The 22,899-nt window shown below is 35.1% G+C and carries 18 protein-coding genes and 1 other annotated feature; of the genes, 14 read left to right on the top strand and 4 right to left on the bottom strand.

Annotated features, from left to right (window positions below):
- The first annotated feature begins 1,904 nt into the window (after positions 1-1,904).
- Positions 1,905-3,725 (top strand): DUF3329 domain-containing protein, encoded by a 1,821-nt coding sequence (locus tag IGJ27_RS01255; RefSeq protein WP_178306240.1) that lies wholly within the window; start codon positions 1,905-1,907, stop codon positions 3,723-3,725.
- Positions 3,726-3,857: 132 nt separating this feature from the next.
- Here IGJ27_RS01255 and IGJ27_RS01260 read toward each other — a convergent pair whose 3' ends face one another.
- From IGJ27_RS01260 to IGJ27_RS01270, 3 genes are all read right to left on the bottom strand, one after another.
- On the bottom strand, positions 3,858-4,025 hold the full coding sequence (locus IGJ27_RS01260; RefSeq protein ID WP_010720280.1) for a hypothetical protein: 168 nt from the start codon (positions 4,023-4,025) through the stop codon (positions 3,858-3,860).
- Between the two features lie 132 nt (positions 4,026-4,157).
- Positions 4,158-4,589 carry an acyl-CoA thioesterase gene (locus IGJ27_RS01265; RefSeq protein ID WP_014834326.1) on the bottom strand — a complete coding sequence of 144 codons (432 nt, stop codon included), beginning with the start codon at positions 4,587-4,589 and terminating at the stop codon, positions 4,158-4,160.
- Between the two features lie 2 nt (positions 4,590-4,591).
- Positions 4,592-5,440, bottom strand: a complete 849-nt coding sequence (locus tag IGJ27_RS01270; protein WP_161637967.1) for an NAD(P)H-hydrate dehydratase — start codon at positions 5,438-5,440, stop codon at positions 4,592-4,594.
- Positions 5,441-5,587: 147 nt separating this feature from the next.
- Between IGJ27_RS01270 and pepV the strand changes: the two genes are divergently transcribed.
- The 5 genes from pepV (at position 5,588) to IGJ27_RS01295 (ending at position 12,502) form a co-directional block, all read left to right on the top strand.
- A complete protein-coding gene (gene pepV, locus IGJ27_RS01275; RefSeq protein WP_096709698.1) occupies positions 5,588-7,006 on the top strand; it encodes a dipeptidase PepV in 1,419 nt (472 codons plus the stop codon).
- Positions 7,007-7,439: 433 nt separating this feature from the next.
- Positions 7,440-9,578 carry a hypothetical protein gene (locus tag IGJ27_RS01280; protein ID WP_373191488.1) on the top strand — a complete coding sequence of 713 codons (2,139 nt, stop codon included), beginning with the start codon at positions 7,440-7,442 and terminating at the stop codon, positions 9,576-9,578.
- A gap of 472 nt (positions 9,579-10,050) precedes the next feature.
- Positions 10,051-11,319 (top strand): hypothetical protein, encoded by a 1,269-nt coding sequence (locus IGJ27_RS01285; protein WP_373191490.1) that lies wholly within the window; start codon positions 10,051-10,053, stop codon positions 11,317-11,319.
- A gap of 389 nt (positions 11,320-11,708) precedes the next feature.
- A complete protein-coding gene (locus IGJ27_RS01290) occupies positions 11,709-11,903 on the top strand; it encodes a hypothetical protein (protein ID WP_096709693.1) in 195 nt (64 codons plus the stop codon).
- Between the two features lie 71 nt (positions 11,904-11,974).
- Positions 11,975-12,502: a hypothetical protein gene (locus IGJ27_RS01295; RefSeq protein ID WP_237558465.1), complete on the top strand. Its 528-nt coding sequence runs from the start codon at positions 11,975-11,977 to the stop codon at positions 12,500-12,502.
- Between the two features lie 579 nt (positions 12,503-13,081).
- On the opposite strand, the gene IGJ27_RS01300 is transcribed toward IGJ27_RS01295, so the two are convergent.
- Complete coding sequence (locus IGJ27_RS01300; RefSeq protein ID WP_010720273.1) at positions 13,082-13,402, bottom strand: putative heavy metal-binding protein; 321 nt, start codon at positions 13,400-13,402, stop codon at positions 13,082-13,084.
- Between the two features lie 203 nt (positions 13,403-13,605).
- On the opposite strand from IGJ27_RS01300, the gene dhaM reads away from it, so the two are divergent.
- The 8 genes from dhaM (at position 13,606) to tdc (ending at position 22,733) form a co-directional block, all read left to right on the top strand.
- Positions 13,606-14,001 (top strand): dihydroxyacetone kinase phosphoryl donor subunit DhaM, encoded by a 396-nt coding sequence (gene dhaM / locus IGJ27_RS01305; RefSeq protein ID WP_178306237.1) that lies wholly within the window; start codon positions 13,606-13,608, stop codon positions 13,999-14,001.
- Between the two features lies 1 nt (position 14,002).
- Positions 14,003-14,986, top strand: a complete 984-nt coding sequence (gene dhaK, locus IGJ27_RS01310) for a dihydroxyacetone kinase subunit DhaK (RefSeq protein WP_178306236.1) — start codon at positions 14,003-14,005, stop codon at positions 14,984-14,986.
- A gap of 14 nt (positions 14,987-15,000) precedes the next feature.
- Positions 15,001-15,603, top strand: coding sequence for a dihydroxyacetone kinase subunit DhaL (gene dhaL, locus IGJ27_RS01315; protein WP_010720270.1), 603 nt, complete (start codon positions 15,001-15,003; stop codon positions 15,601-15,603).
- 224 nt (positions 15,604-15,827) lie between these two features.
- Complete coding sequence (locus IGJ27_RS01320; RefSeq protein WP_178306235.1) at positions 15,828-16,919, top strand: hypothetical protein; 1,092 nt, start codon at positions 15,828-15,830, stop codon at positions 16,917-16,919.
- A 107-nt stretch (positions 16,920-17,026) separates the two neighbouring features.
- Positions 17,027-17,860, top strand: coding sequence for a hypothetical protein (locus IGJ27_RS01325; protein WP_081128232.1), 834 nt, complete (start codon positions 17,027-17,029; stop codon positions 17,858-17,860).
- Between the two features lie 121 nt (positions 17,861-17,981).
- Entirely contained in the window at positions 17,982-18,638 is a 657-nt protein-coding gene (locus IGJ27_RS01330; RefSeq protein WP_081128230.1) for an HI_0552 family protein, read from the top strand.
- Positions 18,639-19,012: 374 nt separating this feature from the next.
- Positions 19,013-19,218 (top strand) — a binding site (T-box leader).
- Positions 19,219-19,312: 94 nt separating this feature from the next.
- On the top strand, positions 19,313-20,569 hold the full coding sequence (gene tyrS / locus IGJ27_RS01335; protein WP_010736915.1) for a tyrosine--tRNA ligase: 1,257 nt from the start codon (positions 19,313-19,315) through the stop codon (positions 20,567-20,569).
- Positions 20,570-20,858: 289 nt separating this feature from the next.
- The gene (tdc, locus tag IGJ27_RS01340) at positions 20,859-22,733 is read left to right on the top strand and encodes a tyrosine decarboxylase (protein WP_010736916.1); all 1,875 of its coding nucleotides are present in this window, start codon (positions 20,859-20,861) and stop codon (positions 22,731-22,733) included.
- Positions 22,734-22,899 lie beyond the last annotated feature (166 nt).

Consider the following 22,899-nt stretch of genomic DNA (forward strand, 5'->3'; position numbering starts at 1 on the left):
CAACAAGTGTTTAGAAGAGACGGTATAAGTTGATATTATAGTTTAGAATTTTTAATCAGATTTTATAGTAAAATTGTAACTGATAAAAATTTATAAATAAAGAGTGTTCTACAAATTTGCAACCTCCTAGTAATGATGTTATAAAATTCCTTGTTAGAAGGATATTTTTATAAATAGTATCCCTTTCAGATATTGATTTATCAATTTCTAAACAGATTGTCTGATTGAAAAGGATACATTAATTATTATTCAATAATCCCTTTAAAATACTAAAAATGACAAGAAATATTATTAATGTCAAACTCATAAAAGATAAATAAGTGATGTTAGATGTTTTATCAGAATTGTAAAAAGTAAGGCATGGAAAATCGAACATCTGATTTTTACAATAGGAATTTTTACTGGTTTGCGGATTCCTGATATTTTGTATTTAAAAGTTTCTGATGTCTAAAATAAAACAACTACAGTTATTGTTGAGGAAAGAACACTAAGCAAAGAGAATTAAATTTATCTAACTTAACAAGCCTAATTATTAATTATTTAAATACCTATCATGATGGAAAATCTGAGTAATTATTTTATCGTCCTTCAATCCATTCACAAGAGTTAGGAACTCATCGATATTCTAAAGTCCTGCAAAGAGTCGCAGATACTTTAGAATTTAATTATATTGGTATACACACGATGCGAAAAATATTCGGATATAAGTATTATCGCCAATTCTGGGATATTCCCATATTGATGAAGATTTTGAATCATTCTAGTTAAGCAGTTACTATCCGTTACATCGGATTAGAATAGGAAGAAATTCGAGCAAGTTTAGACAAGTTTAATCCTTTAGATTAAATAGGGACACTTTGTTAAGTGATATTGGTAAAGAGAAATCTTAGAATAATTTGGACGAGGTTGAGACAATAGTCAAAAAAATGGCTCTTTGTCAAATGATGTTGGTAAAGAGAAATATTAGAATAATGTGAACAGAAAGAAGAGAAGCTTCTTTCATGATCTCTTGCTTTAAAAGGTGTTTAAACATCAGTTCATTGAAATAAACCTTAATGTTTCAAAACATGAGAAAGTGTTTCAAAAAGTTTTTCTTATTGTCTCGGAGCCCCAATACTTTCACAATCTCTTTTCTTTTGTCCCAGAATTGACCCAGACTTTTTCAAAAATAGCAGGCTATCTCTTATTTAGTATCTTTAACGACAGGGAACTGAGCCAAAACTTGCCTCAGTCGCTTCTGGTATCTCTAAAAACGAATAAACGGTGTTCAAGAAGCAACTCCTTGAAATAAGCCTGAATTTTTCAAAACATGAGAAGCTGTTTCAAAAAATTCTTTCTTATTGTCATCGGAGCTCCCCCACTTCTTTCACAACCTCTTGCTAAACGGTGTTCAAGAAGCAACTCCTTGAAATAAGCCTGAATTTTTCAAAACATGAGAAGCTGTTTCAAAAAATTCTTTCTTATTGTCATCGGAGCTCCCCACTTCTTTCACAACCTCTTGCTAAACGGCGTTCAAGAAGCAACTCCTCAACAATAAGCGATGATTTTCTAAAATATGAGGAGCTATTTTAAAAAATCCTCTCTTATTCGCTCGGAGCTGAACGCTTCTTTCACGACCTCTTGCTATTACGATAATCTTGCTTATGCTGTCTTATTTCGAATAACGAACAGGTCAGGTGCTTTGATTTCATCTCCCTTTTTCAGGGTCGGAGAATAGGGTTAGTCCTTTGAGTATTCGTACATAACACGCATTCATGATTACTGATGGTTTTTTCCTTATTTGATCTATGTGGCAGTCGAATACAAAAGTAAGAATGTAAGTTGAATCAAAAAATGCTATAATTTTCTTTGTGAATCACAGGAACCCTTTTTATAGCAAAATTTAAGAAGAAAGTAGGAGCGAAGTGAAACAAATAAAAGAGACTATCCGCAATAATAAAAAAATTTTAGTTCTTATTTCTGCCTATGTTATCATGGTTGTTTTAAATTTTTTGACACCGTTAATTGCGGATGATATTGAGTATATGTATAAAACAAGTAGTTTTTCGTCTATTTTACATGATGAATACACACAATATATGACTTGGACGGGAAGATCCGTTGTCCATATCATTGCACGTTTGTTTTTGTTGATGCCTAAAACAGTATTTAATTTGGTCAATCCATTGATCTATGTTTTATTGACATTATTGATTTATAAAATGACCACAAAAGATAATACTACGTTTTATTCCTTCAAATATTTTTTAATTAATGTATTTTTATGGTTATTTGTCCCAGCTTTCGGTCAAACAATTTTATGGGAAACTGGTGCTGCTAACTATTTATGGGGTGGTATCATCGTTGTCAGTTTCCTATTTCTTTACCACCGCTATTATGAGAAAGAGCAAGAATTGTCTTTTAATCCTATAGTAAATAGCATATTGCTACTCATTTTAGGAATCTTAGCTGGCTGGTGTAATGAAAACACTTCTGGTGGGATGATCTTGATCGTTCTTGGCTACCTCTATTTTTATTATCAAAAGAAAAAGCCTTTACGACCATGGATGTTCACAGGATTGTTAGGAGCAATTTTTGGCTTATTCATGATGGTAACAGCCCCTGGAAATGCTGTTCGAGCTACTTATTTTGCTCGTAGCCAGTGGTCTTTACCTCGGAAATTGTATTCAGGTGTTTTTTCAATCACAAAAACGCTATATGAAAATAGTTTAGCTCTTTTTGTGTTGATGGCGGTTCTGATCGTGTTGGGAATTTTCTTTAGTAAACACAAAGAATGGTTGAGACTATCCTATATCTATCTCTTTGCAGGGATAGCCACGATCTATGTATTATCTCTTTCACCAGCTGGACTTGATTGGGGAAGATCATTTTTTGGTGGTGTTTTATTTATCATTATGGCGATGGCGTTTGAATGGCCAGATAAAGTGTTGAAATCTACCCAGGGAGCGTTTTATGGGGTGATTAGTGGCGTATTGATTACCCAATTTCTATTTACTTTTGCTTTAGGAGTCAATGACATAGCACTTTCTTATAGAGAGATCAATCAACAATACCATTACGTCAGAGAGCAAAAAAAACAAGGGAATTTGAATCCGGTGATTGCCAACTTTACGATTTATAATCAAACTGGTCATACTGCTTACTCGGGAGGACTATCCCACGTAAAAACGGATATAACGAAACAAGTCAATCGAGCGAATGCAAAATATTTTGGTTTAGAGTCCATTCATTCAGTACCAAAAGAGGCTTGGGAAACAATCTATCAACAGGGAGATCCCAAATGGATGAGTATTTGGAATGCTAACGCCTATTTTGAAGCATTAAGTCAAACTGATCATTTGGTTGTGATGGCAGGTGCAGGAGACAAGACACAAATGAACCAACAGTTAGCTGAAGAGATCCGTAAGCTGTTCCCTGAGTTTAAAAATGGGGATTCAGAAAGTTCTTGGAATTTTTCGGGTATCCGTCTGTTAGGAAAAAATCCTGAATTTTCACAGACAAAGAACTATAATTCTGTTAGCCAAGAAATCAATGGGAAAGAGATCTCAGTATCTTCAAGTTTTACACCGTATGCTGACCAACAGTTTGCTGCGATAAAAGTGGGCGATATAAATGTTGCAAGAAATAAAGCGGGTATAAATATTGCTGTTTTGTCAAAAGAAGGAAAAATAGTAGATGCTGTTAATATTCAATTAACTGGTGATAAACTAACCCTCTCAAGATAGAAGAGAGAAAATAGTAAGAAAAACGAGCTTACCAAAAGAATCACTCTTTTTGGTAAGCTCGTTTTTTAAAGAAATTTTTTGGACAAGCAAAAACCTCAATCATGTTGACTAACTAATGATTGAGGTTTTATTTCAATCAGGGCGTACTTCGTGCAGTTGTTTGACACGCCCTCCGATCGATTTAGCAAAAGCTTCTGATGCTTTTTTTTCTTTGAAAATCAATAAGTTATCTGGATTTTTTTCTCTTGTGCGGCAGCCTGTTTTATCAATGTAACCGTGCAATACTTTCACAACATACATGATGATCACCTGCTTTTTATTTTATTATACGGATGAATCAAGCCAACACAAGAAAAAAGGCAGCTTTTTTGATTTTTTTTAAGAAAATCCGTAATGGAGATCCTAAAAAATACAAGAGGTAAATACTATTCTTCAGCTATCCAACTGTGCATACTCGTGGAATAAGCGATCTAATGCAGGATTTACCCGTTCAAGTTTGGTTAACTTCTGATTGTCAGCGAGTAAAAAACAATGTTTGCTAGAGCCAGTTGTTCGTAATTTTCCGTCATCTAAACCGTAGATTTCATAACTAAAATTTAATCTTGTGCCACTATATTGTTCGATTTTAGGCAAAATACGAACAGTTTCACCATAACGAATCATTTCTTTGTACTGGCAAGTGACTTCTAAAACAGGGATGATCACTCCTAGTTTTTCAATTTTTGTATAGCTGAAACCTAAATGATCCAATAAAGCAACACGAGATTCTTCCATCCAACGGATATAGTTGCTGTGGTGGATGATCCCCATTTGATCGGTTTCATAGTAAAACGGCTCACGCATGTATCCAGTAAATTTTTCCATCATTAGAACTCCTTGTTTCCATCTTTTTTCTGACTAAAATAGTGCATCCATTGAGGGATTGCTTGACTGATTTGTGTCGGTAAAACAACATATTGTTTTTTTGCCAGTTGATCCCCAATAAAACTATGCAGGTAGACAGCTGCTGCGATTGTTTCATCGTTTTTAGGAAATTGTGCCAAGAATCCAGTGATCATACCAGCTAATGTATCACCAGTACCTCCAGTGGCCATTGCGGCAGAGCCAGTAGTATTTTGATAACATTCTTGTTGCCCGTAGATCGTGGTTCGATGACTTTTTAAAACAATCGTTGCGCCTAATTTGGCTTGCTGCTTGCGGTTGTTCTCAGGCGTTTGTTCATCGATCTTAAGTGAGCTTACTCTTTGCCATTCCATTTGATGAGGAGTCATGACGGTTTGCTCGGGAAAATGGAGGGTTAGATTTTCTTTAGCGAATAATGTTAATGCTGAACCGTCCATCACTAACCACTGATGGCTTTTTTGATGTGCTAAAGTGAATGCTAATAATTCTAAACTCAATGAGGAGTCCCCTAATCCTGGACCAATCAATAGAACGTCTGCCGTGTCCAACACTGCTAACAGTTGTTCTTTTTCTTGCCAGTCGATGCACATGGCTTCAGGTAAATGGGTGTGAAGCGGTGCTTGATTCCGCTGGTCCGTAGCAACAGTCGTTAATCCTGCGCCACTGTGTACAGCCGCTAGTGCACTCATGATGATCGCACCACCAAATTGATGGTTACCGCCAATCAAGACAGTACGACCGAATGTTCCTTTATGTGACTTTTCTGGGCGTGGTTGAATTACTTTTTGTAATAAATCGCTATCTATTAACAATTTCTCCGCCTCCTTTCTTGTATTATAACTGAGTATTTTTAAATAAAATACCGTTTGGCTAAGGAACCACAAATTTTTTTGCACGTTTTTTTGGCAGGATTTATGGTATGATGGACAGGTAGACTTAATGAGTGGAGGATTGATTTTATGACAATCGATTGGCAAAAAGAAGTAGAAGCACGTAAAGAAGAACTACTTGAAGATTTAAAAAATCTTTTACGTGTGAACAGTGAACGGGATGATTCAAAAGTAACTCCTGATGCACCTTTTGGACCTGGACCTCGAGATGCGCTAAAACATATGTTGGCTTATGGCGAACGTGATGGGTTTGTCGTAAAAAATGTTGATAACTATGCAGGACATATTGATCTTGGCGAAGGCGATGAAACTTTAGGTATTTTTGGTCATATGGACGTAGTACCAGCAGGGGATGGTTGGGATACAGATCCTTATGAACCAGTAATCAAAGATGGGAAAATCTTTGCTCGTGGTTCTAGTGATGATAAAGGACCAAGCATGGCTGCTTACTATGCCATGAAGATCATCAAAGATCTTGACTTGGAATTATCCAAAAAAGTTCGTTTTGTAGTTGGTAGTGATGAAGAAAGTGGTTGGGCAGACATGGCTTACTACTTTGAACATGAAGAAGAACCTGACTTTGGCTTTTCTCCAGATGCAGAATTTCCAATCATCAATGGTGAGAAAGGAAATGTTTCTTTCGCACTACGTTTCCAAGGAGACAACGCAGGAGATTATGTCTTGAAGACATTTACTTCAGGTTTACGTGAAAACATGGTGCCTGGAACAGCAACAGCGACTCTTGAAGTACCAAATGTAGAAGCTGCGATCCAAATGGAAGAAGCTTTTTATCGTTTTGTTGAAGCAAACCCAGTAAGTGGTTCGATCGAAGCGGATAATACCTATGTGAAAATCGAATTGATCGGAAAGGGCGCACATGGTGCAAGTCCTCAATCAGGGATCAATGCCGGTTCATTCTTAGCATTATTCTTAGACGATTATGAATTTATCGGTTCTGCTAAACAATTCATCCATGTAGCAGCAGCCTATGTCCATGAAGATTTTTATGGAGAAAAATTAGGGGTTGCCCATGAAGACGAAAAAATGGGTAAATTGACCATGAACGCTGGATTGTTTGCCTTTAAAGAAAATGGGTCAGAAGAAGATAACTATATCAACATGAACTTCCGTTTTCCAAAAGGGGTTACCGTTGACGGCTTAGAAAATGACATTGCAACAACGATGAAAGCAGAAGGAGCAACAGTTACTCGTGGCGCACGTGTCATGGAACCTCACTATGTACCAATGGAAGATCCATTGGTAGCAACTTTATTGCAAGTTTATGAAGACCATACAGGCGAAAAAGGCTATGAACAAATCATTGGCGGCGGAACCTATGGCCGACTATTGAAACGTGGTGTAGCTTACGGCGCAATGTTCCCAGGCTATACAGATACAATGCACCAAGCCAACGAATTTATGAGTCTGGATGACCTTTTCAGAGCAACTGCCATTTATGCAGATGCCATCTACCGTTTGGCGAAGTAATAGTGAATGAAACTCATGCTGATTCAGCGAATATCCTTGTTCTAAAAGATAATTTTTGAAAAGAATCGTTGGAAAAGTGAATGAAAAAGATGTTCTAACATGATATGGATGTGATTTTTTGCTTGATGGGGCGAAAAATCACATCCTTTTTACTTGCTAAATAATATTCTAAATATTCAACATCGAAGATTGTTTCAAAAAAACAAATGAATGATATTTTTTATGAAGGAAAAAATAATATTTGTAGTTAATGATGAGGAGATAAAGATAAAAAACAGTTATTGGTTCAGCGATTCTCATCAATAAAGAAAGTCGCTAGGAATAAATATCATTAGCATAGAACAAAAAATCTGTTATTTAGAAATTTTTGGCTAAAAAAACTCTACATTTGTGTTACATTCAGATTATTAATCAAATAAGAGAAGGGGATCTAATGACAGAAATAGCAGAAGGTAGAGGATTTACAAAAGCAGAGATTGATAAGCAAAAAAAAATAGTAGAGAACGCCTATAAAACAATGGATAGTCACGCTACCTATCCTCACGGAGAAAATTATAAAAACGCAGCTCGTATTCATGAAAAAGAAGAGGGAAAGTTAGCAACGATGCTAAGACGCCCAATTAAAGCAACAGATATGGAATATAGTCGTGAAGAATTGAAGGCGCAAAAAAAATTGGTAGCACAGCTCTTCTCAACTTATGATGCTTATTCCACCCATCCTCATAATGATAAAGCAAGAAAAGTAGAGAATGACTACTTAAAAGCAAAGTGGGATTTACATATTATGGAAGAAACAAATAGAGAAATTCAAGATAAAAGAGAACGTGCAAAAATAAAACATTCTCCTAATCATGCAGAAGCGAGGATACCAGAAAGTAAGCAAGAAACTCAATCAATAGTCCAAGAAGGTAGTTTAGCAGTAGATGAAGAACGAGAATTTTTTAAACAAAAAGATTCTTCTCTTTATGAGACAGTAGAAACTGAAGTTATCGACAAATTAAGCCCGTTAGAAAGTAAAAAGGAAGAAGTACATACAAAGTTATCTAAACTAGACGAAGAAATTAAAAATATCTTAAATAGTATAAGAGAACGTGATGAAGCCAAAGAAAATTTTTTGGATAGATATTTTGAAAAGTTATCTCTACAATCAGATGCTGAACAAATAGACTCGAAAATTAAAGCGATTGATCAGTCATTCTTTAGAAAAATCATTAATTTTTTTACTAAGGAACAGGCTGAATTACGAACAGAGTTAGATACAAAAAAAGCTACAATTAATACTATGATTTCTAAAATAGAAGAAGCACAAACAGTTTACACAAGAAATGAGAATATCCTTAATGAAGTTTTCTCTAGTAATGAAATATTTGAGGGGTGGAAAGAAAAGTGTGCAAATATAGGATCCACTTTGAATGATTTAAATCAGAATTATGAAATAGTAAAGGAAAATATACCAAAAGAGGTAAATAGGGAAGCTTTAACGAAAAAAATAGAAAATTTACAGAAGAATTTAGAAGAAGTTAAAGGTACCGTGGGAGGTATAACACAAAATCTGCAAAAAATAGACGAATACCGTAAGCAAGAACAAAGTAAAGATCAACAAGGATTTATTCGTCTGATAAGCAAAGCGATAGATCAAACAGTAATCGAAACAGTAAATCAAACAAATGAAAGAAGGGAACAAAATGCTAAAAGCAAACATTTGAATGAAAGAGAAAATATCTTTACCAATCAACTTTCGGCTGAATTGGGAAATAAAAATGTACGTATTGAAGAATTAAATGCTCCTAGTTTGTATCAATATTTAGTCCATAAAAGCACCGAATTAGATATGAAAGTTCAAAATATCTTTTCCAGTGACTTTAAACAATTATATGACTTAACGATACAAGAGCGTGATAAGGCAACTCATTCTGTGAAAAATATTACCCAAGAAATTACGAAGATACATAAGGATTGGGAAAAATCAACGAAAAAAATAATTAATAGCGATCAGCCGAGAGTAAAACGATTTCTTAGTCGATTTACTAAAAAACATATAAAAGCTAGAGAAAAGTACACTGCCAAAAAAAGCGGGTTATCGACAACTTTTAAGGATAAAATAAAGGAACTCATTGAGCGAAAAAGGATTGAAACAGAAAAGAATGAGCAGGCTGAGAGAATTTTTATCAAGGCGAGAAAGGAAGTTGATCATGTTAACAATGAATTGGCAGATTTAAAAAGCCAGTTGAAACAGCTGAAAAATAAATATCCAACAGGAGAAGAACAACCAAAGATTAATAATGAACTAGCTGCTCAAATAAAGAAAAGTTTAAAATTTATTAAGGAGCAACAGCCAAAGATAAAAGAACAATTGGGTTTTTGGGTGATGCTGGAACTTAAAGATAAGGAACCTTCAGAAAAAGTGGATCAGTCACAGAAAAAATCTGTTGATTATCAAAATCCTAGAATATTGGTAACGAATGCTTGGAATAAGGAGTTGTTAAAAAATAACAAAAATCGCAACCGGCAATCTCAACAAGTACATAACCAAACGAATCAATCAATTGGCAGAGAAGTACATACATTATAGAGAATAAAATTTTGTACTCTCTAATATGTGGCGATATCTTGCCTGATGTTTTACTAAGAGATGATATACGTATCAAGTGATACAAGAGATTTCTGAAGAAAAAAGTGGTCTGTTATTGAAGGAGCATCTTTTGAATCTGTAAATAAGAAAAATATAGGATTGGCATTAAAATCAAGAATGGAAAAGCAAAAATTGCTTTTGATCTTCTTGATTTTTTTGTTTGCTTTCGGAGGTGAAGTCAACGATTGGTAAATGCTGACGAGTAAGTACAGATAGAGGATACTAAATACTACTTGTTTCAAAAAACGTTAGTTTGATCTCGCAGAATTTTTAAGGGTACGATGAAGTGCCTTTTTATTCTAGAAGAATGAAACTTTTTTAAAAATTTCCAAACAAAGAAATTATTAAAAAATAAAGTTTTTATTGTCATGTTACGCTTAATTTATCAATATAACGAAGGAGTGAAATAAGAATGGGAAGGCCAGTTTTTCAGGAAGGAATAACTCAGCAATCAGCTGCAGAAGTAGCCGCAGAAGCTGAAAAGAAAAAAGCGATGGATAAAGCTATAAACGAAATTGACCGACAACAAAATAAAGTTAATGATGCATGGCAGGTATTGGATCATATGGAAACATATCAACCTTTTTCAGATGAGTTTAAGGTTGCGAAGAGTATCCATGTAGCTGCAGAAAATAAACACGCTGAATTGGTGGATAAATTTTTAAAAGAATATAAAGTGATGCCTTCCAAACCAAAGAAACAGGAAATAAAACAGGAAACAAAACCAAAAAGTGAAATTGACGATAGTAAGCGAGATCCAGAAGTCGAGGGGTTCGGTCCTAACGCACGGAAGCAAAAGGAGGAAATAGATCAACAAATCAAGGAATCAGAGACTAGAGTAAAAAATATTATAAAAGACTTGTTTCCAAATAGGGATGTTATTAAGGAACTAAAAGAAATAAAAAAAGAAACAGAAGAAGACATAAAAGAAGAAATCGAAGAAGAAGTAGAAGAAGAAATCGAAGAAATAAAAGAAATAAAAGAAGGAATAAAAAAAGAAATAAAAAAAGAAAGAAAGAATCAGCTTAGTAAATTGAAGACATCTTCCTTAGAACCCGTAAATAACAATCTAGTAGATAGCTTAAGTAGTAAAGTTGGTGAGAAACCGTCATTCTTCAAACGCTTGCTTAATTTTTTTACTGGAAAAAAAGAGCAACCAAGGAACCCCATACAGCAAACAACCTTGAAAACTAAGAATTGGGAGGCAGAATTTGAGAAACGCTTTGAGGCAAAACTTGAGGAACGCTTTCAGGAAAAACTTGGGGAACGTTTTCCAGAAGAACTTAAGGCACGCTTTCCGAAAGATCTTAAGGAACGTTTTAAGACAATAGAATCTACAGATGAAATTGCAAAACAAGTAAAAAAAGGCTTAGAAAAAGAAATAAAAATGTTCAAAAAAGAGTTAGATAAAGTAGAAAGGGAAAAAGTAAAAGCAGTTAAACCTTATGCAATGAAAGTATATGCTGAAATCATTAGGAAGGTGACAACGCTAAAGGATGGAATAGAACCACTACAACTTGAAGCCCGAAAACTAATTAACGACAACTCGAAGAAACCTCAAAAAATCCGTAAAAAGATTAATCAAGCACAACAAAAAGCTACTATATACTTGGATCAACCGGACTCACTAAACATGCAAAATGGTCAGAAGCTTAATAGTAAAAAACATTCAAGGGCATAGTAACTTAGCAAGGCATCGTCAAAAATTCTCAAACAAAAAAATTATTAGTAAATAACATGAATAAACTCATAATACGCTTGTATTACATATGTTAGTACGAAAAACAGAGGAGTGGAATGAAATATGGAAAGTCACGATAAAAAAAGTTACTCAAGTACCATCAACCGCACGGTACAGCGATCAGGAGTTAGAAACTCTAAAGGGAAATTTTAAAGAAGCAAAAAAAGTTTACAGATGAGAAAACTATACCGAATCAAAAAGCTTTTGAAGGTTCACAAAAACAATACAATAATGCATTAGAGAACAATAAAAGAATTAAAGAAAAAGTTTCTAAAGACATAAAAAAAGTAGACAATATAAAATCAGCATAGCAAAAAACTCTGGAGAGAATGGCTGCAGCATCAGAACAACTCGATAATCCTCTAATTGATGATTTAGAGAAAAAGGTAAATAATTTTGAATCCCAATTTAAAGATAAGATTAGCCAAATAGAACAAAAGCTATCGCCTGTTCAAAAAGGCGATCAACAAATAGCTGAAATAGGTGAGGTAGATACATCTATTGGGGAGGTAAATACGAGATAAAAAAACTAGATACGGATCTCGTTACTAAGAACCAAGCCGTCACTGATTTCAACAATCCTTTTGTACGGAAGTTGTTTAACATCTTTACAGGAGAAAAAACTAAATTAACACAGGATGTAAAAACAGTTACTGAGGATATTAAAAATACGAATAATCAACTGATTGAAGATATTAATCAGAAGGGTAACTTAGAAAAAATGGTCACTGGGAATTTAGATAAGAATATAGCTGTCTGTGATCAGGTGAAAAGTGAAATTAACGTTCCTAAAGCGAAACTTAGTGAACTGTCAGCAGAGTACGACGTTGTTGAAGTGAAGACAAAGGGACTACGAGATGTTAGTAAACACAGAAGAGAACAACTTGAAAAAATTAGTGGGAAATTAAACGTCATGGAGCAAAAGGTTGAGGACTTAGAAAGAAATGTACAAGGTTGGAAAGGAAAACATGAAAAATTTAAAGAAGAGCTTCTAGTGAGAAAGCAAGAGATAAACCAACTAAAAGAGAATGCTCAACAGCGGGTAGAAAATCTCAGCAACCGAGGTGATAAACAAGATCAAATGCAAAATAGCAATAAAACGAATCGAACTTCAAGAGGATAATCGGATGGTGAAATGCCAGCAATCATAGATAGTAAAACAGAAAATAATCCATTGATGAAAAGAGCAACGTACATAAATAATTAGATAGCAGTATCTTACTTGGATAATCAATTAAATTTAGGAAAAAAGAGCATAGGTGTTCCCTAAAATTTAACGTTTTTACGTATATTTTTTAGGAAACACCTTATTTTATATCCATCTGTTTTTTGAATCGGTGTATTGGTAGAACAGGTTCGGAATATTTTTTAAGTGAGAGTTCTATCTCAGTCTCTTCTAGTATCTCTAAAAACGAATAAACGGTGTTCAAACATCAGCTCCTTGAAATAAGCCTGAATTTTTCAAAACATGAGAAGCTGTTTCAAAAAATTCTTTCTTATTGTCATCAGAGCTACCCGATGTTTTCACGACCTCTGATTCACGGTGTTCAAAGAGCTGACCTTCGGCGATAAGTCAAAAAATCTCAAAACATGAGGAGCTGTTTCGAGATTTTCATCCTTAATGCTCCTGCGATTACTCGTCGCAGTTTTTACTTGGTGAGCGCTCAGGTCAAGACACTCTTTTCACAACCTCATGTCTGAACTAGTTTATTGTCACCGCTGTCCCACTACAGGTGACCATTAGCATTCCGTTATCGCTCCCCAATACTTCATAATCCATTTTCATCCCAATGACTGCATCTGCACCTAATGATCGAGCACGCTCTTGCATTTCTGCTAAGGCCTCTTCACGTGCAGCAAGCAATTCATCCTCGTAGCTTTTTGAACGTCCGCCAAAAACATTGCGAAATCCTGCCCCGATATCTTTTAATACGTTGATTCCAGTAATGACTTCACCAAAAACAATGCCTTTATATGCTGTTACTTCTTTATTTTCCACGTTGTTTGTTGTTGTAATGATCATTTGATCACTCCTTTCTTTAAAAATAGTATATCAAAATTTATTTCTTAAGTCGCAATTGGAATTAGCTAGTCAATTACAGCGCATCATTTCCAAAAAATGGACATTCTATTATATACTGGAACTATGCAAAAGAATGTAGTTGATGATCAAAAGAATGAAAGCGCAAACTTGGTATGACCACAAAAGGAAGAAGGAGAAATGGCATGAAAAAAAGTATCTTACTTGTTTCCCATAGTCAACAGTTAACGGATGGACTCAAAGAAATGATTGAACAGATGCAACAATCAGAAGATGTGTTACTTTTTTCCTTAGGAGGAGTAGAGGGAAGAATTGGTTCTGATCCGATGAAAATCATCGATGCGATCAACCAATCAGCTGATTCCGCCATGTATTTTGTGTTTGCGGATATCGGGAGTGCGGTTTTGAACGCTGAAATGGCCAAGGAAATGTTGGATGAAGACCAACAAAAGAAATACTACCTTGTGGATGCGCCACTTGTTGAAGGGGCTTTTGCTGGAGCGATCACAGCAGGTATCACGGATAATCCTCAACAAATACTAACGGAAGCACAGAATGCGGGAAAGAAAGGGTGGACGTGAAATGAAAAAAATCATGAATAATCCTAGTACGATCGTAGAAGAAATGTTGTCTGGTTTAGTGATAAGTTATCCAGAAATGATTCACCAAGTAGCTGATTCTCGAGTAGTAGCAAAAAATGATCAAGTAGAACAAGTTGGCTTGGTTTCTGGGGGAGGAAGTGGTCATGAACCAGCGCATGCAGGTTTTGTTGGTGCTGGGATGTTGAGTGCTGCAGTTTTAGGAGATGTTTTTACTTCGCCGACACCTGATCAGATTCAGATAGCTATCAAAGAAGCGGATCAAGGAAAAGGCGTTTTATTGATCATCAAGAATTATACAGGAGATGTACTCAATTTTGACATGGCTAAAGAAATGGCGGCTATGGAAGGGATTGAAGTAGAAAGTGTTGTAGTGGATGATGACATTGCGGTGGAAAATAGCACATATACTGCTGGCAAACGTGGAGTAGCTGGAACAGTTCTTGTGCATAAAATCTTAGGGGATGCCGCTAGGAAAGGTGCATCCTTGCAAGAATTGAAGGAACTAGGAGATAGACTAGTTCCAGCGATCAAGACGATTGGTGTGGCATTGCGTGCGGCCACGGTTCCTGAAGTAGGAAAGCCAGGATTTGAATTAGCCGAAGATGAGATCGAATACGGAGTAGGGATCCATGGCGAGCCTGGTTATCGTAGAGAAAAGTTGCAACCTGCTAAAGTATTAGCTGAAGAATTAGTAACAAAAATTTTATCTGACTACCCAGAGAAACCAAAAGAAGTTGGAGTGCTAGTTAATGGGATGGGTGGCACGCCATTGATGGAACTCTTTGTTTTTATGAATGATGTCCAATCATTACTCGATCAAGAAGCAGTCAAAGTGACATTTCATAAAGTCGGTGATTTTATGACTTCTTTAGACATGCAAGGATTATCTCTGACGATGATTGACCTAACAACTAAGAAATGGCAGGAAGCATTGGAAAGTGAAGTTCACACAATTTCGTGGTAGAAGGTGGGAGAATAATGGAACTAACGGTCAAAGAAATTCAAGCGTGGTTAACGGATTTTACAGAGAAAATCGATGAAAATAAAAGTTATCTGAGTGAGCTCGACACGCCGATCGGTGATGGCGATCATGGCAATAATATGGGGCGAGGGATGACGGCTTATCAAGAAGCGTTTCAAAAAGAACAACCGAAAACGATCAGTGACACGTTCAAGGTTCTTTCGATGGCAATGATCTCAAAAGTTGGAGGTGCTTCTGGACCATTATATGGTTCTGCCTTTATGAATATGATGAAGGCTACAAAAGACATTGATGTGATTACATCACAAGAACAATTAGGGAAAATCATTGAAGAAGGAAAAAATGGGATTCAAGCTAGGGGGAAAGCAGAAGCAGAAGAGAAAACGATGCTAGATGTCTGGTTACCTGTTACTGAAGCCTTGAAGAATAATCGATTAACAGAAGAAGTGATTGAAGAAGCGAAGGAACATACAAAAGATTTAGTAGCCAAAAAAGGACGTGCCTCTTATCTAGGGGAAAGAGCCATTGGCCATATCGATCCCGGAGCAGCTTCTAGTGCTATTTTCTTTGAAACTTTATTAACTAATATAGAATCATAAATAACAAAATATTTATATAGCTGACTTTTTAACCAGTAAAAATGGGAACAAAAGTCAGTTTTTTTCTATTCCAGAACACTTATGAGAATCTGCTTTCAAATCAAAAAAACAAAGGATAAACAATTTTAAAACAAAAATTTCCAAACTGAGAAAATGTCGGAGAAATAACAGTTGTCGCACGTGTTATCCTTAACACACTAAAGTAATAAAGGAGATAAGCGGATATGGGGGATTTAAATAACAAAAATAAAAATGCGACAGTATCTAGTTTAGAAATGGAACAGGAAGATAAATTTAAGAAATATAAAAAGGAATGTATAGCAGCGTATGTCACTAACGACCAAGCTAAAATTGCGTCAATTGAACAAAACAAACAAAACCTGTTGAAAAAACACGAAAAATCAGATCTACGTCTAATGAGCGAATATTCTTTTGGTTCATATAAGGAATCATTAGTTGTTCCTAAAAAAGAAGTACAAAAGTGTTTTGAACTAAATAAAGACATGAGGTCAGTAATTAGTATGCAAAACAATTTAGAGAGTGATGAAGACAAAATAAAAATAAAAATTCAGTCGTTGGAAGAAGAGATAGGCGTAGAATTGACTAGCTACACTAGTGAAAAAAACAACATGGATAACAAATTGAATCGGTTAAATGCAATACCAGTACTAATCAAGGAGAAGACTGATGAAATCGATAAGATCAAAGCTTCACCGTTTAGAAGATTTTTAAGTTATTTTACAGGTGAAATAGGAGCATTGGAAAAAGAGAAGCGTTCATTGGAAAATGAACAAAAGCTTATAAAAGGTAAACTGGAGTCTGATCTATCATCACTTTATGGGAAAGGCTATAGTTTGAGTGGGGAGGTTGATAGTGAAAATATAAAGAAGAAATGGATAAATAAAATAACGAAAGAATATTCTGATTTGAATATGAATGAACAATTTAGTATGGTGAAGAAAGGTTTTATAGATTTAAATAATAGAGTATCAGCCAGTCTATTTCCGTACGTGGCACCGCTATTAGGCGAACTTGCTCGCTCAATTTATACGACCGAAAAAAATTTCTTAGAGACACAGCAGAGATTTGAAAATATCAAGAATCATCGCCCACAAGTACTAAATGCGGAGTTACATGAATATCAGAATAAAGTACAAGCCGAAATGAAAAGAAATGATGAACAAAAAACAAATGGTCCACGTGAATTATATACTCTGATAGAAGGAGTTACGCAGCCACAAAGCCAACCAGGGAAACAACAAAGCCAACCAGAGAAACAACAAAGATCAACGCCTGAACACGATTCACGTAATTAGTAATATGTTTGGAAAGTTTCGTTTGTCCAAATGCGTTTCGTCTAAGTTTAGGCACAACGCATTCGTTTTCGAAATATCTCGATTACTAAATGATAAGGAGTAAAAAAATGTCAATACTACCAAAAGCAAAAGAGGTTAAAACAAAAGAAAAAATTTATCAGCTTGTTGAACAAGAAGTAGTATCTAAAAAAAATGCCAAGATTTACCAATTAACTGAGGTAAATGGAAATAAAAAAAAGAGTATAAAGATGGAAATTCCCATGCTATTGGATAAGGAATTTTTACATACATATAAAACGATCCTAGAGTTAGATAAGCAAAGACAAAAGCAGTATGCTCGAGTTTCTTATTTGAAAAAAGAACGGATGAATCGATTAAATTATTTAAATCATGCAAAAAAATTAGACGTAGAACCACGAGATCAGGAAAATATGAAAGTTCATTTGACTCAACGAATCGATAAATTGCAGGATAGTATGAACAAAAACGAAGAAAAATTAGCAAAAGGTGTGAATTGGTTACAAAAATATATGTTGAAAAAAGAAATTGACGCTCAAAAAGCTGAGTTAGCATTAGGAAAAAAACTTCTAGGAACAAAAAGTCTTGAAAAGTTAAAGAAAGATGTGAGCAAGGAAAGAGAGCGTTTTTTAAATTTGAATGTTCAACTGGAAAACACTACTCAGAGTCAATCACAACTTCTGGTTGCCAAAATGATGCCTTTGATTAATAGTTTTAAAGGATTGGTAAAACAAGATATAGAATATACAGATAAGCTGATCGCCTCTTTGGAAAAGCATATGGAATTAGAACAAGGGAATGGACAGCGACAAAAAGCTCAATTAAAAGACAAAGTACAGAAAAATGGGACAACAAAGCAGAATCCAGTTAATAGACAACCAATTACACAAGCAAAACAAGATCTAAATGATAAAGGAAGATGATTATCGAGTATTTTCACCGAAATAATTCCATGCTCACTCTTTTCTTGCTATTTTTATTGTTTCTCTCATTGATAGTCTTTACAATGTAGGATAGGGAAATCGTTAAGAAAGAAGTGGCGGAATGGATTTATTAACTAGTGATTATGAATTGTTTGATCGTTCGATGTATACCTTTAAGCAGCTAAAAGAAAGTTATACTACTGAAGAATTAGTACAGCTTAAGGTGAGGTATCAAACACACTGGCAAAAGTGGAAAAAAATGAATGAACAAGTGGCAAAAGCAACCCCCTTGCAATGGCAGATGAGAAAACCAAAAATCGAAAGTTGGACGAATGGTTGGAATCTCAGAAGCCATTTTTGGTGTGCGTACCGTAGTGAAGGACGCCAACAGGAAAATGCTTGTTTAGCTACTTTGCTAAATAAAAAACAATTTCAAATCTATTTGATGTTTCAACATTATAAAAGTGAAGAACGCCAAGGAAGTATTTCGTCCTTCAATCATCTACTAACGGTTTTAAAGGAATGGAGTAAGCACATCTCAGTTGAAGAGTATTATATTTGGCCGCAACCAGAACATGAACTGGTGGATCACCTGCCGTTAGCCACCTATTTGACGGATAAGCAAAAACAAATCGAATTAAAAAAAGCAATGGAGGATAAAACCTTCCAACTTGGTAAGCTTTATTTTTATCCGAATGAATTAAAAGATGCTGAAAAGTTGATTTTAGATGGTATGCAGGAATTGATGCCTTTATACCTTCGATTGAATGGGAAATAATAACATTAATTAGGGTGAGAGAAAGAGGTATTTGATCGCTTAGATGATCGAAAACGTTAAAATAATAAAATAAAAGAAGTAATTTGTCGTTGATAAATACTAGTTTATAAAATTTTCTTAAGCTTCAAAAATTTTTAAAATTTTCATTTGATGGTCAAATGAGCGCCATTGAATGGATCATTCATCTTAGAAAAAACGGATGAAATAAAGGGATCAATGAGTTATTTTAGGTAATTGGATGCAAATAATTTTAAAAAAAGAATGTTCGGATTTTACTGTTTTATTCCATTGTTGAAGAAGTATAGAAAGAAATTTTTATCTTTTTTATTGACAAAGAAAAAATAGCGTTCTATGATAGACACATATTAACTTGATAACAGGCAATGATCAAAACGCAGTAGTTATTAAAGCCAATGTTTCAGAGAGCTAGTGGTTGCTGAGAACTAGTACAAGCTTTAAGACGAATTACATTTTAGGAGCCTTTGGCATTGATTTGTCACGTGACAGCGTTAAATGTTTGAGTGATATGTTTTGAATGAAACATATAAAATGGGTGGTACCGCGAGATTTCGTCCCTTGGTTAGTTAACCAAGGGATTTTTTTTATTGATTTTAATTAGTATGAATGATAGCAGGTTCCTGCTTTCACAATAAAATGATACGGAGGGATTTAACATGAATATTATCGACGAATTAACTTGGCGTGATGCCATTAACCAACAAACGAATGAAGAAAGACTTCGTGAACTTGTTGACGAAAAGAGTATTTCACTATATTGCGGAGTTGACCCAACTGGGGATTCTATGCACATCGGACATTTGATTCCATTTATGATGATGAAAAGATTTCAATTGGCAGGACATCATCCATACATTCTGATCGGTGGCGGAACAGGTACAATTGGAGACCCAAGTGGCCGTAAGACAGAACGTGTCTTACAAACAATGGAACAAGTCCAACATAATGTTGATGCTTTATCTAACCAAATGAGAAAATTATTTGGGAAAGATGCAAACATCACGTTTGTAAATAACTATGATTGGTTATCAAAAATCTCATTACTTGAATTTTTACGTGATTACGGTAAAAACTTCAATATTAACACGATGTTAGCGAAAGATATCGTAGCAAGTCGTTTGGAAGTCGGTATCTCATTTACAGAATTTACTTACCAAATCTTGCAATCAATTGACTTCTTACACTTACACAAAACATATGATGTTCAACTACAAATCGGTGGTGCTGATCAATGGGGGAACATCACAGCTGGATTAGACTTAATCCGTAAATTAGAAGGACCAGAAGCAGAAGCATTCGGTTTAACGATCCCATTGATGTTAAAAGCGGATGGGACAAAATTTGGTAAAACTGCCGGTGGCGCTATCTGGTTAGATCCTGAGAAAACATCACCATTTGAGTTCTACCAATTCTGGTTGAACCAAGATGACCGAGATGTTGTGAAATACTTGAAATTCTTTACTTTCTTATCACAAGAAGAAATTGAAGATTTGGCGAAAAAAGTTGAAACTGAACCTGAAAAACGTGAAGCACAACGACGTTTAGCAGAAGAAGTGACGAGATTCGTTCATAGTGAAGAAGACTTGAAAGAAGCACAAAAAATAACAGAAGCATTGTTCTCTGGAAACATCAAAGAATTAAATGCAGCTGAGATCGCTCAAGGATTTGGTAAAATGCCAAACGTTGAAATTTCAAGTAAACCTGAAAATATCGTGGAATTATTGGTTTCCACAAAAATTGAACCATCAAAACGTCAAGCGCGTGAAGATGTTTCAAACGGAGCTATAAGTATTAACGGTGACCGTGTTACCGATTTAAATTTTGTCATAGATCCATCGAAGGAATTTGATGGTAAGTTTGTGGTTATTCGAAAGGGTAAGAAAAATTACTTTTTGGCCAAAGTAGTTGATTAGAATTTAGTAATTTTTTGGCTTGAAAATGGTCAACTCTATTACAAGATTCCAATTTTGAAACCCAACCTAAAAGGGTGACGTGGGATCTCGTTAATACAATCTTTACGAGGGAATTTACTTTTGTAAATTCCCTCGTTTTTTTTAATTTTTTTAAATGTGTAAACAATTTGCACAATTGATAATTATTACAAAATGATTAAAAAATCACTTGTGATTTAGTTTACAGAAATAAAAAACAGGTGTAATGTAGGGCTCGACAAAATTTAAATATTTTTTAGGAGGGTTTCACATGGAATCATTGTCAAATGAATTAAACCTAAATGCACTATTTATCGGAGACAAAGCGGAGAACGGCCAACTCTATAAAGATTTGTTGAACGATTTAGTAGATGAACATTTAGGCTGGCGACAAAACTACATGCCACAAGACATGCCAGTTATTACACCAGAAGAACAAAGTAGTGCAAGTTTTGAGCACACAGTCAATAAAACAAAAGATGTTTTATCTGAAATCTCAGCTCGTATGCGTACTCACTCAGTACCATGGCATACAGCTGGACGTTATTGGGGTCATATGAACTCTGAAACATTAATGCCATCTTTACTAGCATATAATTTCGCAATGCTATGGAATGGTAACAACGTTGCTTACGAATCTTCTCCAGCAACAAGTCAAATGGAAGAAGAAGTAGGACTAGAGTTTGCGAAATTAATGGGCTATAAAGATGGCTGGGGACACATCGTTGCTGATGGTTCTTTAGCTAACTTAGAAGGTCTTTGGTATGCACGTAACATCAAATCACTTCCACTTGCAATGAAAGAAGTTGCACCTGAATTAGTCTCAGGAAAAAGTGACTGGGAATTGATGAACATGTCTACAAAAGAAATCATGGACTTGTTAGATAGTGTTCCAGAAAAAATTGATGACATCAAAGCACATTCTGCACGTAGCGGAAAACATTTACAACAATTAGGAAAATGGTTAGTACCACAAACGAAACATTATTCATGGCTAAAAGCAGCTGATATCATCGGTATCGGGTTAGATCAAGTAATCCCTGTACCAGTTGATCACAACTATCGAATGGATATCAACGAACTTGAAAAAATCGTTCGTCAACTAGCAGCTGAAAAAACACCAATCTTGGGTGTAGTCGGTGTTGTTGGTTCGACAGAAGAAGGAGCCATTGACGGTATCGATAAAATCGTTGCATTACGTCGAGTATTAGAAAAAGATGGTATTTACTTCTACTTGCATGTTGATGCTGCTTACGGCGGTTATGGTCGTTCCATTTTCTTAGACGAAGAAAATAACTTTATTCCATTTGAAGAATTAAAAGATGTTCATGCAAAACATCATGTATTTACAGAAAACAAAGATTATATCTTAGAAGATGTACACCGTGCCTTCAAAGCAATTGAAGAAGCAGAATCTGTAACAATTGATCCACATAAAATGGGTTATGTTCCTTACTCAGCTGGTGGGATCGTCATCAAAGATGTACGTATGCGCGACGTTATTTCTTACTTTGCTACTTACGTGTTTGAAAAAGGCGCAGATATCCCAGCATTACTTGGTGCATACATTTTAGAAGGTTCAAAAGCAGGGGCAACTGCTGCTAGTGTTTGGGCTGCACATCATGTCTTACCACTTAATGTAACTGGTTATGGTAAATTGATGGGAGCTTCAATCGAAGGAGCACATCGTTTCTATAACTTCTTACAAGATTTATCATTTAAAGTTGGCGATAAAGAAATCGAAGTACATCCATTAACTTACCCAGATTTCAATATGGTTGACTATGTATTTAAAGAAAAAGGCAACGACGATCTAGTTGCAATGAACAAATTGAATCATGACGTTTATGACTACTCTTCATACGTTAAAGGTAGCATCTATGGTAATGAATTCTTGACATCACACACTGACTTTGCTATTCCAGATTATGGCAACAGCCCATTACAATTTGTGAACCAATTAGGTTTCTCAGATGAAGAATGGAACCGTGCAGGAAAAGTAACTGTTTTACGTGCAAGTGTAATGACACCATACATGAATAAAGCAGAAAACTTCGAAGAATATGCTGGAAAAATCAAAGCAGCTCTTCAAGAAAAATTAGAAAAAATCTACGCAAATCAATTACTAGCAAGCGAAGAAAAATAATAAAATAAAAAACATTCTGAGTATAAGAAGTAGAAGTCACTTTTATTGTATGCTATAAAACCGAATAAACGGTGGTAGCTCAATCGAAAAATACAGTTGAAGGATCTTTAAAATACAAAAAGTTATTTTTTAGATTCTTCTGCTGGTTTTTCTGAGCTCAGCACTT

The sequence above is a fragment of the Enterococcus sp. DIV1726a genome, from assembly GCF_051710985.1.
Taxonomy (GTDB): Bacteria; Bacillota; Bacilli; order Lactobacillales; family Enterococcaceae; genus Enterococcus_B; species Enterococcus_B hirae.

Coding starts and splice junctions, on each gene's coding strand:
- IGJ27_RS01260 (WP_010720280.1), bottom strand. CDS start 4,025: ATGTATGTTGTGAAAGTATTGCACGGTTACATTGATAAAACAGGCTGC.
- IGJ27_RS01265 (WP_014834326.1), bottom strand. CDS start 4,589: ATGGAAAAATTTACTGGATACATGCGTGAGCCGTTTTACTATGAAACC.
- pepV (WP_096709698.1), top strand. CDS start 5,588: ATGACAATCGATTGGCAAAAAGAAGTAGAAGCACGTAAAGAAGAACTA.
- IGJ27_RS01280 (WP_373191488.1), top strand. CDS start 7,440: ATGACAGAAATAGCAGAAGGTAGAGGATTTACAAAAGCAGAGATTGAT.
- IGJ27_RS01285 (WP_373191490.1), top strand. CDS start 10,051: ATGGGAAGGCCAGTTTTTCAGGAAGGAATAACTCAGCAATCAGCTGCA.
- IGJ27_RS01290 (WP_096709693.1), top strand. CDS start 11,709: ATGGCTGCAGCATCAGAACAACTCGATAATCCTCTAATTGATGATTTA.
- IGJ27_RS01300 (WP_010720273.1), bottom strand. CDS start 13,402: ATGATCATTACAACAACAAACAACGTGGAAAATAAAGAAGTAACAGCA.
- dhaM (WP_178306237.1), top strand. CDS start 13,606: ATGAAAAAAAGTATCTTACTTGTTTCCCATAGTCAACAGTTAACGGAT.
- dhaK (WP_178306236.1), top strand. CDS start 14,003: ATGAAAAAAATCATGAATAATCCTAGTACGATCGTAGAAGAAATGTTG.
- dhaL (WP_010720270.1), top strand. CDS start 15,001: ATGGAACTAACGGTCAAAGAAATTCAAGCGTGGTTAACGGATTTTACA.
- IGJ27_RS01320 (WP_178306235.1), top strand. CDS start 15,828: ATGGGGGATTTAAATAACAAAAATAAAAATGCGACAGTATCTAGTTTA.
- IGJ27_RS01325 (WP_081128232.1), top strand. CDS start 17,027: ATGTCAATACTACCAAAAGCAAAAGAGGTTAAAACAAAAGAAAAAATT.
- IGJ27_RS01330 (WP_081128230.1), top strand. CDS start 17,982: ATGGATTTATTAACTAGTGATTATGAATTGTTTGATCGTTCGATGTAT.
- tyrS (WP_010736915.1), top strand. CDS start 19,313: ATGAATATTATCGACGAATTAACTTGGCGTGATGCCATTAACCAACAA.
- tdc (WP_010736916.1), top strand. CDS start 20,859: ATGGAATCATTGTCAAATGAATTAAACCTAAATGCACTATTTATCGGA.